Here is a 12,760-nt window from a genome sequence, read left to right on the forward strand (position 1 = left end):
CGGATCAGGCGCTCGTGGCGTGCTCCGCGGGGAGCGGGTCGGCGGAGGAAGCAGTGCGCGCGCGTCTCCGGCGGCCGACGAGGATCCCGGCGGCGAGCGGGGCGGCGATCCCGATGAGCACAAGGGCCAGTCCGGTGAGCTGTCGGGCCTCCAGCACCTCGCCGGCCACGAGCACGCCGAGGAGCACGCCCGTCACGGGGTTGAGCAGCCCGATCAGCCCCACGGTGCCGGAGGGCAGGTGCTTCAGTGCGGCGAACCACGCGACGTTGGCGAGTGCCGTCGCGACCAGCGCGAGATAGCCGTAGGCCGCGAGGGTCACCGCGTCGAGACGGGGTGGAGGGCCCTCGACGGCGACCGCGATCGGAAGGAGCGCGAGGCCGCCGAAGACGAGCTGCCAGGCCGTCGAGGGGAGGATCCCCACCTCGCCGTTCCAGCGCTTGGCGAGGATGAATCCGATCGACGACATGGCCATCGCTGCGATCGAGGCGATCACGCCGCGGGGATCCGCCGCGGTGGTGGTGCCGAGGAGCATGAGCGCGACGCCGGTGATGCCGACCGTCGCGCCGAGCAGGCGCAGGACGCCGGGGCGCTCGCGCAGGATCGCCCACGCAGCGAGGGCGATCGCGACCGAGGAGGTCGCCATGATCGTGGAGGCGATGCTCGTGGGCAGCAGCTGCGCCGCCGCGTAGACGAGCACGAAGAAGGCGCCGACGTTGAGGGTGCCCAGCACGGCGGATTTCCACCACCAGGAGCCGCGCGGCAGGCGCCGCACGAGTGCGAGGAGCAGCAGTCCCGCGGGCAGCGCGCGGATGGCCGCGCCCCAGATCGGGGAGTCGGGCAGCCACTCGCGCGTGACGAAGTAGGTGCTGCCCCAGGCGATCGGCGCGATCATCGCGACCCCGAGCCATCTCCAATTAGCTTCCATGGAAGACACTATAGCTTCCAAGGAAGATATAGTGAAGGGGTGACCGAGATCGATGACCAGGTGGCGCGGATCCAGCAGGCGTGGCGCCGCGAGCGCCCCGACCTCGACGTGACGCCGATCGGCACCATCGGGCGGCTGCATCGTCTGGCGCTCGCGCTGACCGAGGAGCTCGTGACCGTGTACCGCGCGCACGGGCTGTCGGAGGGCGACTTCGACGTGCTGGCGGCGCTGCGCCGCACGGGAGAGCCGTTCGAGGCCAGCCCGAGCGACCTCGCCGCGTCGACCATGGTGACGAGCGGCGGCATGTCCAAGCGGCTCGATCGTCTCGAGGGTGCAGGCCTCATCAGCCGCCGGGTCGGATCGGGCGACGGGCGCGGCCGGGTCGTCGCGCTCACCGGGCAGGGGAGGGAGCTGATCGACGCGGCGTTCGCCGACCACGTGGCGAACGAGCAGCGGCTCCTGTCGATGGTGCCCGCCGAGGAACGCCCAGCGCTCGAGGCGACGCTGGCCGGCTGGCTCGCGCACTTCGAGGGATCTGCCTGACGGGCCCGGGCTGATCTCGTCGCGCGTCGGATCCGCCGATCGTCCGTGCGGTCAAGCGCGAACGGTCCGCGCCACGACCCAGCGATGCGGAGAGAGCGGGCGGATGCGCTGGAAGCCCCACTTCTCGAAGGTCGGCATCGTCCCCGTGTGCAGGAAGGATCCGGAGACGCGGCGGTCGTCGGTCTCCTCGGGGTAGCCCTCCACGATGCCGCCGCCGAGGTCCGCGATCGCCGTCAGCGCGCCCCCGAGCGCGGCGGACGCGACGCCCCGCTTGCGGTGGCCCTTGCCCGTGAAGAAGCAGGTGATCCGCCACGCGGGGAGCGCTGTGAGGCCTTTCCCATACGCACGGCTGCTCTTGATCCGCGGCACCTCGGTCGGGCTGCCGAACTGACACCATCCCACGCAGGCGTCGCCCTCGAACACCAGTGCCGCGTGGGTGGTTCCGGTAGTGACCCGTTTCCGCTTCTCGGCGCGGTTCCGTTCCGCGGTGCGCGAGGGGTGGTTGACGTCCACGTGGAACGCCATGCACCAGCAGCCGCCCCAGACGCCGCCGTGGGCTTCGACCAGGGCGGCGAACGCGTCCCACGTGTCCTCGTCGAGCGACCGGACGGTCAGTCCGTCGGAGGTCTCATGGAGAGGGGCGCCCATCGTCTCATTCTGCGACCGGGGCCGGGCGGGATCCAGCGCGATGTTCGGAGGGCAGTCCACCGGTGTGGTGCCCCGGCGGACCCGAGCCGTTGTCAAGGGGGGTGACGGTGCGCTCGCGCCGGACGTAGCGTGCCGATGAGGGAGGAGATGAGGAGGAACCATGGACGGCGACGCTCTCCAGGGAGACGGCACGGGCGCCTCGAACGAGCAGACCGAGGGGCGCTACACGGACGTCGACGGAAAGCCCGTGACGCGCCGCTCGCTGCGCGGCCGGTACACGCGGACCGAGCATGCCGGGCCCGACCGAGAGGACAAGGGCGCCTACACCGACGCGGAGCACGCGGACCGCAGTGCACCCCCGCCTCACTCGGTGCACGATCGTCTCGGGAAGTACACTCGTCGCGACCAGTAAGCGCGGGCGCTCAGGGGCGGCTCGACGGCACCGTGTAGAGGGTGTGCAGCACACCCTCGCCCTGCACGACGACCGTCGGGCCCTCCAGCAGGTGGGGGCCGTCGAGGTCGCCGAAGTAGGGCCTTCCGGATCCGAAGACGGCAGGCACGACGTCCATGGCGACCTGATCGACGAGCCCGGCCGCGAAGATCTGGCCGCCCACCCGGCCCGCGTTCACGGCGACGATGCGGTCGCCCGCCAGATCCTGGGCCACGGCGATGGCTTCGGCGACGTTGTCGACGAAGTGGTACGACGCCTCGGGATGCCAGCCCTCCGGCTTGGGCCGGTGGGAGACGACGACCACGTGCTCGCCCGCCGGCGGGCGCCCCTCCCAGCCGTCGACCAGGTCGAACAGGTGCCGCCCCATCACGATGCAGCCGATCGACTGCCAGAACCCGCGTACATACTCGGCCGATGCCGGGGACACCCGGAAGCCGCTTCCGGATCGCGAGTGGTCGAAGTCGCCGTCCGCGGCGTCCGGCTCGGGGAGGATCGGGGTTGTCCCGTTGAAGTACCAGTCGTGGAGTGGCCCGACCGCGTCGTGATCGTCGGCGATGTAGCCGTCGAGGCTCGTGACGCTGTGCATGATCACCGTGCCCATGAGGGGATCCCTTCGGTTGCTGAACGCTGGTGCGACGATCCTCGCCGAGCCTCAGGAGTGCCGGCTTGGAAAAAATCACTCGGCGGGCATCGGCCCCATGTCGGGCGGGAACGACGGCTCCGGTGGGAAGCGGCGCCGCAGGGCCAGGTAGTCGGTCGGCGTGCGGCCGGTGAAGTCGCGGAACTCGTTGATCAGGTGCGGCTGATCGAAGTAGCCGACGGTCTGCGCGAGGTCGGCCCAGGCCGGCGGGCTCGCCGCGTCGACCGACAGCACCACGCGCGCGAACCGGTAGATGCGCGCCAGCCGCTTCGGGGTGACGCCGACGACCGAGGTGAACCGGGAGGCGAGGCGGTTGCTGCTGAGCCCGGTCTCGCTCGTCAGCGCCGCGACGGTTCCGGATCCCCAGGACGACTCGAGCCGTCGCGCGGCGTGCTGCGCCGGATCCCGCTCGTCCGGACTGGCGTCGGCGAGGCGCGACAGGAGCTCGGCTTCGATCACGGCGAGTCGGTCGGAGGGGGTGGCTGAGTCGGCCAGCCGATCGCGGAGCCCTCGGATCCCCGACCCCCAGAGCGCGTCGGCGGGCACACAGCGGTCCCGCAGCTCGCCCATCGGCGCGTCCACGAAAGGCGCCAGGCCCCACGGCTTGAGATGCACGCCCACCACGTTCACGTGGCGCCCGTACTCGATCACGTACCGGCGGGTCCAGATCCCGAGGAACCACGCGTCCACCAGCGACTCGGGCGGCCGCTCGCCCGACGGATCATGGAGCACGACCGGATCGCCGAGGTTGATCATGAGGTGCGCGGACGGCATCGGAGGCACGAGCAACCGGCGTCGATGCCCCGGGTCGCCGAAGAGGCAGTAGACGTCGTCGGCGTAGCGATCCAGCGGAGGAGCCGGCTTCCTGCCCACATAGCGCACGCTGCCAGTCTGGAGCGCGAACGCCGGCGGGGGACAGCCCCAGGCGGCGTCTCAGAGACCGCACCTCACCCAGGAAAAGACGAAACCCCCGCGATGTAGAAGCTACGCGAGGGTTCCTGGGGTGATTGTAACGATCACCCGTGTGGCTCCGACCGGCATCGATCCGGTGACCTTTCGATTTTCAGTCGAACGCTCTACCAACTGAGCTACAGAGCCGCACAAGTCGGAAGGTGGAAGCTTCTGACCTGCGTCCTAGACGAAAGGCCTTTCCGAAGAAAGGCCCGTCGCTTGGAGCGACCCTGACGGGACTTGAACCCGCGACCTCCGCCGTGACAGGGCGGCACGCTAACCAACTGCGCTACAGGGCCAGAACTATGAAATTGTATCGGAAAGAGTGACCCCAACGGGATTCGAACCCGTGCTACCGCCGTGAAAGGGCGGCGTCCTAGGCCGCTAAACGATGGGGCCGGAGGCGAACCTCGGGGGTTCCCTTGCCGACGCTCAAGCATAAGGGGTTCTTGAGGCAAAACGCCAATCGAGGGCGAGTTGGGCTGGATCCCGGGCGTGTCCAGGAGCAGTATGGAGGGTGGTCCCGTTCCGTCCCCTTGAACATGACCAGCACCCGAAGATCCGAAGAATTCCCGATCCCGACCCGGATCCGATGGTTGCGCACGGGACTGATGTTGCTAATGTGACATGAGTGAAACCGGCGAAAGGGAGCCGCGTGAACAATCCGAACATCAGAGACGTCCGTCGCGACCCGGCACGGACGTCCGGCGTTCCGCGCGCCGTCGCCGGCGGCCGCGCGCGCCGCAGCGGCGTCGCCCTCAGCATCGCCACGGTCGGTGCGCTGATCCTGGGTCTCTTCCTCGGGGCGCCGGCCGCCTATGCCGACGACTACCCCAGCTGGGACGACGTGCAGGCGGCCAAGGCCAACGAGGCGGCCACCGCGAGCGAGGTCTCCCGGATCCAGGGCCTCATCGCGGGCCTCACTCAGAACGTCGCCGACACCAAGGCTGCGGCCGAGGCAGCGGGCAACGAATACTTCGCCGCACAGCAGGCCGTCGACGCGCAGGCGCGCCGACTCGCCGATCTGCAGTCGCAGGCCGAGACGCAGAAGAAGGCCGCCGACGACGCGGCGGCAAAGGCGGGGCAGATCGCCGCGCAGCTCTCGCGCGACGGCGGCGACACCACAGCGCTGCAGCTCTTCTTCTCGAAGTCCACGGCCAACAAGGACGAGCTGCTGCACCGCCTCGGCCAGATGGACCGCGTGCTCTCCGGCACCCAGGCGATCTACGACAAGGCGCTCACCGCGAAGAACACCGCGCAAGCGCTGACGGATCAGGCCACCGCGGCGAAGACCGAGCGCGACCGTCTCGCGAAGATCGCCGAAGACAAGATGCAGAAGGCGCAGGCGGCGGCCGACGCGGCCGCCAAGGCCCTCGCCGACCAGCAGGCCAACCTCGGTCAGCTGCAGGCGCAGCTCGCCGCACTCCAGGACACCACCGCCAAGACCGTCGCCGGCTATCAGGCGGGCGAGGCTGCCCGTGCTGCCGCCGAGGCCGCACGCCAGGCCCAGCTCGCCGCGGAGCGCCAGGCCGCGATCGACGCCGCCAAGAACAACGGCGGCGGTGGCGGGGGCGGCGGAGGCGGCTCGAGCGGCGGCGCGTGGGTGCGTCCGTTCGGCGGCTACCAGTCCTCCGGCTACGGCTGGCGCGTTCCCGACTGCTCCTCGTGGGGCTGCTCGTCCAGCTTCCACGCGGGCGTCGACCTCGCCGACGGCAGCTGCGGATCCCCGATCTACGCTGCGCACTCCGGCACGGTCGTCTACGCCGGCTGGAACGGCGGCTACGGCAACTACATCAAGATCGACAACAGCGACGGCTCGGGCCTCGCCACCGGCTACGGCCACATCCTCGACGGCGGCTTCAACGTCTGGTCGGGGCAATGGGTCAACGCCGGCGACGTGATCGCCTTCGCCGGCAACACCGGCGGATCCTTCGGCTGCCACCTGCACTTCGAGGTCTACCAGTGGGGCAGCACGATCAACCCCATCGACTTCATGCAGAACCAGGGCGTCTACATGGGCTGATCCCCGGATCCCTCACGCAGAAGACCCCCGGCCGCCGAAGCGGACCGGGGGTCTTCTGCGTCGTCGGCCGCGCGATCGCAGCCGGACGGACTCAGTGGCCGTCGTTCTTGAAGCGCTCGATGGCCTCGTCGAGGATCCGCTGCGCCTCTGCGGCGTCGCCCCACGCGTCGACCTTGACCCACTTGTTGGGCTCGAGGTCCTTGTAGTGCTCGAAGAAGTGCGCGATCTCCTTCTTCGTGTACTCGGCCAGGTCGTCGACGTCCTGGATGTGCGACCAGCGCGGGTCCTTGCTCAGCACGGCCACGAGCTTGTCGTCGCCGCCGGCCTCGTCGCTCATCTTCAGCACGGCGACGGGGCGCACGTTCACGACCACGCCGGGGAAGATCGCCTGGTCGAGCAGGACGAGCACGTCCAGCGGGTCGCCGTCCTCGCCGAGGGTGTTGTCGAAGTAGCCGTAGTCGGCCGGGTACCCGAAGGTCGTGTAGAGCACGCGGTCGAGGTGGACTCGTCCGGTCTCGTGGTCGACCTCGTACTTCACGCGGCTGCCGCGCGGGATCTCGATGACGGCGTCGTGTGCGCCCATGCGTGTGCTCCTCAGAAAAGACGGTTGGATGCCGCGGACAAGCCTACTTGCGCAGAACTCCCCGCGTGTCGCGGATCCGCCCCGCACCGAGCGGGGAGCAGCGCGCCCGGTACCGTGGGGGACGTGCCGTCGCTCTCCCCCGCCACCGCCTCGATCCGTCGCGCCGTGCGCACCGCGCTGGCCGCGCTGCCCGAACAGCCGGCCGCGGTGGTGGTCGCGCTCTCCGGGGGCGCCGACTCGCTGGCGCTGGCCGCGGCGACCGCGTTCGAGGCGCGATCCGCAGGCATCGCCGTGCACAGCGTGACCGTCGACCACGGTCTCCAGGAGGGATCCGACCGCGTCGCCGCGGACGCCGCCGTCGTCGCGACGTCGCTGGGCATCGCCGCTCGCGTGCAGCGCGTCGAGGTGACGCCGACGGGGGAGGGGCCCGAAGCGGATGCGCGCGCGGCGAGGTACGGAGCGCTTCGCGAGATCGCCCTGGCCGAGGGCGCACCGGTGCTGCTCGGGCACACGCTCGACGACCAGGCAGAGACCGTGCTGCTGGGGCTCGCCCGCGGATCCGGCGCGGGCAGCCTGCAGGGCATGGCGCCGGCACGGATCGACGACGACGGGATGACATGGATCCGGCCCCTGCTCGCGGTGCGTCGCGAGACGACGCGGGAGGCGTGCGCGGCCGAGCGGCTGACGCCCTGGGACGATCCGCACAACACCGACCACCGCTACCTGCGCGTGCGGGTGCGCGAACGCGTGCTGCCGGTGCTCGAGGCGGAGCTCGGACCGGGGATCGCCGAGGCCCTCGCCCGCACCGCCGAGCAGCTGCGTGAGGACGCGGAGGCGTTCGACGAGATGATCCACGAGACGATCGAGGACATCGTCGAGCACGCCGAGGCGGGCATCTCGGTGAGCGCGGCGGCCCTGGCGGCGAACCCGGCGGCGCTGCGGAACCGCATCATCCGCCTCGTGGTGCAGAGCGAGTTCGGGGTCGGCCTGAGCCGCGGCCAGACCGTCGAGGTGGCCCGGCTCGTCACGGACTGGTCGGGGCAGGGACCCATCGACCTCCCGGGCTGCACGGCCGCGCGCGTCGGCGGCCGCATCGTCTTCGCCGCACGCTAGAGCCCCAGCGGAGGGAGCCCCTGGACGCACGGAACGCGGTGCCCGAGGGACACCGCGTTCCGGGAACGTCTGCGCGGGTTCTACTTCTTGCCGCCCAGGAGGCCGCCGATCAGGCCGCCGATGTCGATGCCGCCGCCCGAGCCGGAGTTGCCGCCGCCGCCGAGCAGCCCGCCGAGGCCGCCGAGGATGTCGCCGAGCCCGCCGCCGCCCGAGGCCTGACCCTGCTGCTGCTGGCCGCCGCCGAGCAGCCCGCCGAGGATGTCGCCCAGACCGCCGCCGCCTCCGTTGGAGGCGCCCTTCTGGCCGTTGGCGATGAGCCCCATCACGATCGGCGCGAGGATCGGCAGCAGCTTGCCGAAGTCGATGCCGGCGGTCTTCTGGTCGTTGGTCAGCGTCTGCGCGACCTGATCGGCGTTGCCGCCGAACACGTGCGACACGATCTTCTGACCGTCGGCCTCGTCGACGTCGTCGAGCGACGCCGCGCCGGAGAAGCCGTCGTGCTTGGCGAGAGCGGCCTCGATCGCCGCGGAGCCCTCGGGCGTCTCGGCGTTCTTGGCGAGGCCTCCGAGTAGCGCGGCACCGCCCTCCTGCGCCGCCTGACGCGCGACGTCCTCGCTGACGCCGAGCTTCTGGGCGATGTCGCCGATCGGCACCTGCTTGAGGATCTCGTCGATGTCCATGGGACTCCTTCCGTCCACGGCGGAGGCTCGGTTCCCCCAAGCGCCACCCCGCCTCACCGCTCACAGTAGCGCTCAGGGGGTGCCCGCGGGGGAACGCATCCGGTCCCGTAAAATCGATCCATGCGCGCTGCGGACATCCCCGACGACCTGACCGACATCCTCGTCACCGAGGAGGAGATCATCGCCAAGCTCGACGAGCTGGCCGCGCGCGTCGCGACCGACTACGCCGGGAAGGACCTGCTCCTGGTCGGGGTGCTGAAGGGTGCGGTCATGGTGATGGCCGACTTCGCCCGCGCGCTGCCGTTCTCGGTGCCGATGGACTGGATGGCCGTGTCGAGCTACGGCGCGTCGACGAAGTCGAGCGGCGTCGTCCAGATCCGCAAGGACCTCGACACCGACCTGCACGGCAAGCACGTGCTCATCGTCGAGGACGTGATCGACTCCGGCCTCACGCTCAGCTGGCTCCTGGAGAACTTCGCCTCCCGCGGCGCCGAGTCGATCGAGGTGCTCGCGCTGCTGCGCAAGCCCGAGGCCGCCAAGGTCGAGATCGACTGCAAGTACGTCGGCTTCGACATCCCGCCGGAGTTCGTCGTCGGCTACGGCCTCGACTACGCCGAGCGCTACCGCAACCTGCGCGACGTGGCCGTGCTGGCCCCGCACGTCTACGCCTGAGGCGGCGCGGATCCGGTCCCGGCGTCCCGCGCCTCGCGGGCAGCCGGCTCCCGGTACGCCGTGGGCGAATCCCCAGGAGGGGCCAAGCACGCGCGCGCTACGCTGAACGGATCATGGATGTCAAGAAGATCACGCGCAGCTGGTACACGTATGTGGTGCTGATCGGAGTGCTGCTCGTCGGCGGTTTCATGCTGATCACGAGCCTCGGATCCTCTTCGCAGGTGTCGACCCAGGAGGGCCTCGACCTGCTCAAGGGCGGCACCGTCACCAAGGTGGTCAACACCGACGGCGACCAGCGCGTGGACATGACCCTGTCCAAGCCCTACAAGGGCACGGAATCCGTGCAGTTCTACTACGTCCAGGCGCGTGCCGCCGACGTCGTGAAGGCGATCGACGATGCCGCCCCCAAGGACGGCTACAACGACTCGGTGCCGAAGGCGAGCTGGTTCGACGGCTTCCTCTCGATCCTCATCCCGATGGTGCTCCTCGGCCTGCTGTTCTGGTGGCTGCTGTCGAGCGCGCAGGGCGGCAACAGCAAGATCATGCAGTTCGGCAAGTCGCGGGCGAAGCTCGTGAACAAGGAGAACCCGACGGTCACGTTCGCCGACGTCGCGGGCGCCGACGAGGCGATCGAGGAGCTCCACGAGATCAAGGAGTTCCTGCAGGATCCGGGCAAGTTCCAGGCGATCGGCGCGCGCATCCCCAAGGGCGTGCTGCTGTACGGCCCTCCCGGAACCGGAAAGACCCTGCTCGCCCGCGCCGTCGCCGGTGAGGCGGGCGCCCCCTTCTACTCGATCTCCGGATCCGATTTCGTCGAGATGTTCGTCGGCGTCGGCGCTTCGCGCGTGCGCGACCTGTTCACGCAGGCGAAGGAGAACGCCCCGGCGATCATCTTCATCGACGAGATCGACGCCGTCGGCCGGCACCGCGGCGCGGGCCTGGGCGGCGGCAACGACGAGCGCGAGCAGACGCTCAACCAGATGCTCGTCGAGATGGACGGCTTCGACCCGAACGCGAACGTCATCGTGATCGCGGCGACCAACCGGCCCGACATCCTCGACCCCGCCCTCCTGCGCCCCGGGCGCTTCGACCGCCAGATCGGCGTGGACGCGCCCGACCTCAAGGGTCGCCAGCACATCCTCGAGGTGCACGCGAAGGGCAAGCCGCTCGCGAACGGCGTCGACCTCGAGGTCGTCGCCCGCAAGACGCCCGGCTTCACCGGTGCCGACCTGGCGAACGTGCTGAACGAGGCCGCCCTGCTGACCGCGCGCTCCAACGCGCAGCTCATCGACAACCGCGCGCTCGACGAGGCCATCGACCGCGTGATCGCCGGCCCGCAGCGCCGCACCCGCGTGATGAAGGACAAGGAGAAGCTCATCACCGCGTATCACGAGGGCGGGCACGCGCTCGCCGCGGCGGCGATGAACTACACCGACCCGGTCACCAAGATCACGATCCTGCCGCGCGGCAAGGCCCTCGGCTACACGATGGTGCTGCCGCTGGACGACAAGTACTCGGTGACCCGCAACGAGCTGCAGGATCAGCTCACCTACGCGATGGGCGGACGCGTGGCCGAGGAGCTCGTGTTCCACGACCCGACCACCGGCGCCTCCAACGACATCGAGAAGGCCACGTCGATCGCCCGCAAGATGGTGCTCGAGTACGGCATGACGACCGATCTCGGTCCGGTCAAGCTCGGCTCCGAGGGCGGCGAGCCGTTCGCCGGCCGCGACATGGGCCGCGGACGCGAGTACTCCGAGACCATCGCGGAGCGGGTCGACACCCAGGTGCGCGCGCTCATCGAGCAGGCACACAACGAGGCGTACGAGGTGCTCAGCGCCAACCGCGACATCCTCGACCGGCTCGCGCGCGAGCTGCTCGAGAAAGAGACGCTGGACCACAACCAGATCGCCGACATCTTCACCGATGTGCGCAAGCTCCCGGAGCGTCCGCAGTGGCTGTCCAGCGAGGACCGCCCGGTGTCGCTGCTGCCCCCGATCGAGATGCCGCAGCGCGGCGTCGAGACCGGCGCCGCCGCGAACGAGGCCGCTCCGTCCACCGCGGCAGGGCGCAAGCCCGCTGCGGGCGGGAAGCCGCGTCCCGCGACGGCCTGAGTCATGACCGTCGACCGGGAGCGCGTCGCCGCGCTCACCCGCGAGCTGCTGCTCGCGATCGGCGAGGATCCGGAGCGCCCGGGGCTGAAGCAGACCCCGGCGCGCATGGCCGACCTCTACGCCGAGTTCTTCGCGGGCGTCGGAGAGGATCCGGCGGCGCCGCTCGCGCACACCATCAGCGTCTCGCACGGGCCCGCGCCGGACACCCTTCCCTCGGGGGCGGTGCTGCTGCGCGGGATCCGGTTCCGTTCGGTGTGCGAGCACCATCTGCTGCCGTTCGCCGGGCACGCGCACATCGCGTACCTGCCCGGGGAGCAGGTCGTGGGCCTCGGGGCGCTGGTGAAGGTCGTCGAGATCCTCGCCTCCCGCCCGCAGGTGCAGGAGCGGCTCGGCGAGCAGGTCGCCGACGCGATCGCCGCGCACCTCGATGCGCAGGGCGTGCTCGTGGTGATGGACGCCGTGCACGGCTGCGTCACGATGCGAGGGGGGCGCCAGACCGAGGCCTCGACGCTGACCATCGCGGCCCGCGGCGTGTACACGGATCCTGTCGCCCGGGCGGAGCTCATCGCGCTGATCGGCGCGGGGACCGGCGCATGACCGCGATCTGGGGGATCGTCAACGCGACGCCGGACTCGTTCAGCGACGGCGGGCGCCACGCCGATCCGGACGGCGCCGTCGCGCACGGGCTGCTGCTGCGCGCCCAGGGCGCGGACGTGCTCGACATCGGCGGAGAGTCCACCCGGCCCGGCGCCGAGCGCGTGCCCGTCGCCGAGGAGCAGCGCCGGGTGCTCCCGGTGATCGAGCGTCTCGCCGCAGAGGGGATCCCCGTGAGCGTCGACACCCTGAACGCCTCGACCGCGGTCGCCGCCGTCGAGGCGGGCGCCAGGATCGTCAACGACGTGTCGGGCGGCCTCGCCGACCCGGACATGCTGGCGGCTGTCGCCGGCACCGGCGCCGACATCGCGCTCGGCCACTGGCGCGGGCCCTCCGCCGACATGTACGCACGCGCCGAGTACGCGCGCGTCGGCCGGGAGGTGGCCGGCGAGCTGCGCGAGCGCGTCGCCGCGGCGGCTGCCGCCGGCATCGCGCCCTCGCGCGTCATCGTCGATCCCGGCGTCGGCTTCGCGAAGACCGCCGGGCAGAACTGGGACCTGCTGCGCGAGCTCTCCGACGTGGTGGCGCTGGGGCCCCGCGTGCTCGTGGGCACCTCGCGCAAGCGGTTCCTCGCCGAGGCGCTGGGAGAGGACGCCGACGAGCGCCGCCGTGACCTGGCGACCGCGGTGACGAGCGTGCTCGCCGCCCGCGCGGGCGCGTGGGCGGTGCGCGTGCACGACGTCGCCGCCACCCGCGACGCGCTCGCTGTGCTGGGCGCCTGGGACGGCTGACGCACCCGCGCGCGGTCGCGGGCGCGTCGCGA

General features: G+C 70.9%; 14 protein-coding genes and 3 tRNA genes. 8 read left to right on the forward strand and 9 right to left on the reverse strand.

Annotated features, from left to right (window positions below):
- Positions 1-4: 4 nt before the first annotated feature.
- Entirely contained in the window at positions 5-925 is a 921-nt protein-coding gene (locus tag NFX31_RS02195; RefSeq protein ID WP_052674180.1) for a DMT family transporter, read from the reverse strand.
- A gap of 39 nt (positions 926-964) precedes the next feature.
- Here NFX31_RS02195 and NFX31_RS02200 point away from each other — a divergent pair, with 39 nt between their 5' ends.
- The gene (locus tag NFX31_RS02200; protein ID WP_045249585.1) at positions 965-1,468 is read left to right on the forward strand and encodes a MarR family winged helix-turn-helix transcriptional regulator; all 504 of its coding nucleotides are present in this window, start codon (positions 965-967) and stop codon (positions 1,466-1,468) included.
- A gap of 51 nt (positions 1,469-1,519) precedes the next feature.
- On the opposite strand, the gene NFX31_RS02205 is transcribed toward NFX31_RS02200, so the two are convergent.
- A complete protein-coding gene (locus NFX31_RS02205; RefSeq protein ID WP_262956648.1) occupies positions 1,520-2,116 on the reverse strand; it encodes a putative GNAT family N-acetyltransferase in 597 nt (198 codons plus the stop codon).
- A 160-nt stretch (positions 2,117-2,276) separates the two neighbouring features.
- On the opposite strand from NFX31_RS02205, the gene NFX31_RS02210 reads away from it, so the two are divergent.
- Positions 2,277-2,528, forward strand: coding sequence for a hypothetical protein (locus tag NFX31_RS02210; protein ID WP_262956650.1), 252 nt, complete (start codon positions 2,277-2,279; stop codon positions 2,526-2,528).
- A 10-nt stretch (positions 2,529-2,538) separates the two neighbouring features.
- Here NFX31_RS02210 and NFX31_RS02215 read toward each other — a convergent pair whose 3' ends face one another.
- From NFX31_RS02215 to NFX31_RS02235, 5 genes are all read right to left on the reverse strand, one after another.
- Positions 2,539-3,168 (reverse strand): dihydrofolate reductase family protein, encoded by a 630-nt coding sequence (locus NFX31_RS02215; protein WP_262956652.1) that lies wholly within the window; start codon positions 3,166-3,168, stop codon positions 2,539-2,541.
- 75 nt (positions 3,169-3,243) lie between these two features.
- Positions 3,244-4,089, reverse strand: coding sequence for a helix-turn-helix domain-containing protein (locus NFX31_RS02220; protein WP_262956654.1), 846 nt, complete (start codon positions 4,087-4,089; stop codon positions 3,244-3,246).
- A 143-nt stretch (positions 4,090-4,232) separates the two neighbouring features.
- Positions 4,233-4,305, reverse strand: a tRNA-Phe gene (locus tag NFX31_RS02225).
- A gap of 78 nt (positions 4,306-4,383) precedes the next feature.
- A tRNA-Asp gene (locus NFX31_RS02230) sits at positions 4,384-4,457 on the reverse strand.
- Between the two features lie 27 nt (positions 4,458-4,484).
- Positions 4,485-4,557: transfer RNA gene (locus tag NFX31_RS02235), tRNA-Glu, on the reverse strand.
- Positions 4,558-4,813: 256 nt separating this feature from the next.
- Here NFX31_RS02235 and NFX31_RS02240 point away from each other — a divergent pair.
- The gene (locus NFX31_RS02240; RefSeq protein ID WP_262956656.1) at positions 4,814-6,181 is read left to right on the forward strand and encodes a M23 family metallopeptidase; all 1,368 of its coding nucleotides are present in this window, start codon (positions 4,814-4,816) and stop codon (positions 6,179-6,181) included.
- A gap of 91 nt (positions 6,182-6,272) precedes the next feature.
- Here NFX31_RS02240 and ppa read toward each other — a convergent pair whose 3' ends face one another.
- Entirely contained in the window at positions 6,273-6,764 is a 492-nt protein-coding gene (gene ppa / locus NFX31_RS02245) for an inorganic diphosphatase (protein ID WP_045248825.1), read from the reverse strand.
- Between the two features lie 123 nt (positions 6,765-6,887).
- On the opposite strand from ppa, the gene tilS reads away from it, so the two are divergent.
- The gene (tilS, locus tag NFX31_RS02250; protein WP_262956657.1) at positions 6,888-7,877 is read left to right on the forward strand and encodes a tRNA lysidine(34) synthetase TilS; all 990 of its coding nucleotides are present in this window, start codon (positions 6,888-6,890) and stop codon (positions 7,875-7,877) included.
- Between the two features lie 80 nt (positions 7,878-7,957).
- On the opposite strand, the gene NFX31_RS02255 is transcribed toward tilS, so the two are convergent.
- On the reverse strand, positions 7,958-8,557 hold the full coding sequence (locus tag NFX31_RS02255) for a DUF937 domain-containing protein (RefSeq protein WP_262956658.1): 600 nt from the start codon (positions 8,555-8,557) through the stop codon (positions 7,958-7,960).
- A gap of 120 nt (positions 8,558-8,677) precedes the next feature.
- Between NFX31_RS02255 and hpt the strand changes: the two genes are divergently transcribed.
- The 4 genes from hpt to folP all read left to right on the forward strand — a co-directional run bounded on the left by hpt (position 8,678) and on the right by folP (position 12,728).
- Positions 8,678-9,229 carry a hypoxanthine phosphoribosyltransferase gene (hpt, locus tag NFX31_RS02260; RefSeq protein ID WP_045248823.1) on the forward strand — a complete coding sequence of 184 codons (552 nt, stop codon included), beginning with the start codon at positions 8,678-8,680 and terminating at the stop codon, positions 9,227-9,229.
- Positions 9,230-9,342: 113 nt separating this feature from the next.
- Positions 9,343-11,343: an ATP-dependent zinc metalloprotease FtsH gene (gene ftsH / locus NFX31_RS02265; protein WP_045248822.1), complete on the forward strand. Its 2,001-nt coding sequence runs from the start codon at positions 9,343-9,345 to the stop codon at positions 11,341-11,343.
- 3 nt (positions 11,344-11,346) lie between these two features.
- Entirely contained in the window at positions 11,347-11,940 is a 594-nt protein-coding gene (gene folE, locus NFX31_RS02270) for a GTP cyclohydrolase I (RefSeq protein ID WP_045248821.1), read from the forward strand.
- Positions 11,937-12,728: a dihydropteroate synthase gene (gene folP, locus NFX31_RS02275; protein ID WP_045248820.1), complete on the forward strand. Its 792-nt coding sequence runs from the start codon at positions 11,937-11,939 to the stop codon at positions 12,726-12,728. Before folE ends, folP begins: the two co-directional genes overlap by 4 nt.
- The last annotated feature ends 32 nt before the right edge of the window (positions 12,729-12,760 follow it).

This window comes from Microbacterium azadirachtae (genome assembly GCF_025583665.1).
In the GTDB taxonomy this organism is placed as follows: domain Bacteria; phylum Actinomycetota; class Actinomycetes; order Actinomycetales; family Microbacteriaceae; genus Microbacterium; species Microbacterium azadirachtae.

Bases quoted from the DNA above. Each gene is read 5' to 3' on its own strand.
- NFX31_RS02195 (WP_052674180.1), bottom strand. From the start codon at position 925: ATGGAAGCTAATTGGAGATGGCTCGGGGTCGCGATGATCGCGCCGATC.
- NFX31_RS02205 (WP_262956648.1), bottom strand. From the start codon at position 2,116: ATGGGCGCCCCTCTCCATGAGACCTCCGACGGACTGACCGTCCGGTCG.
- NFX31_RS02210 (WP_262956650.1), top strand. From the start codon at position 2,277: ATGGACGGCGACGCTCTCCAGGGAGACGGCACGGGCGCCTCGAACGAG.
- NFX31_RS02215 (WP_262956652.1), bottom strand. From the start codon at position 3,168: ATGGGCACGGTGATCATGCACAGCGTCACGAGCCTCGACGGCTACATC.
- ppa (WP_045248825.1), bottom strand. From the start codon at position 6,764: ATGGGCGCACACGACGCCGTCATCGAGATCCCGCGCGGCAGCCGCGTG.
- NFX31_RS02255 (WP_262956658.1), bottom strand. From the start codon at position 8,557: ATGGACATCGACGAGATCCTCAAGCAGGTGCCGATCGGCGACATCGCC.
- hpt (WP_045248823.1), top strand. From the start codon at position 8,678: ATGCGCGCTGCGGACATCCCCGACGACCTGACCGACATCCTCGTCACC.
- ftsH (WP_045248822.1), top strand. From the start codon at position 9,343: ATGGATGTCAAGAAGATCACGCGCAGCTGGTACACGTATGTGGTGCTG.
- folE (WP_045248821.1), top strand. From the start codon at position 11,347: ATGACCGTCGACCGGGAGCGCGTCGCCGCGCTCACCCGCGAGCTGCTG.
- folP (WP_045248820.1), top strand. From the start codon at position 11,937: ATGACCGCGATCTGGGGGATCGTCAACGCGACGCCGGACTCGTTCAGC.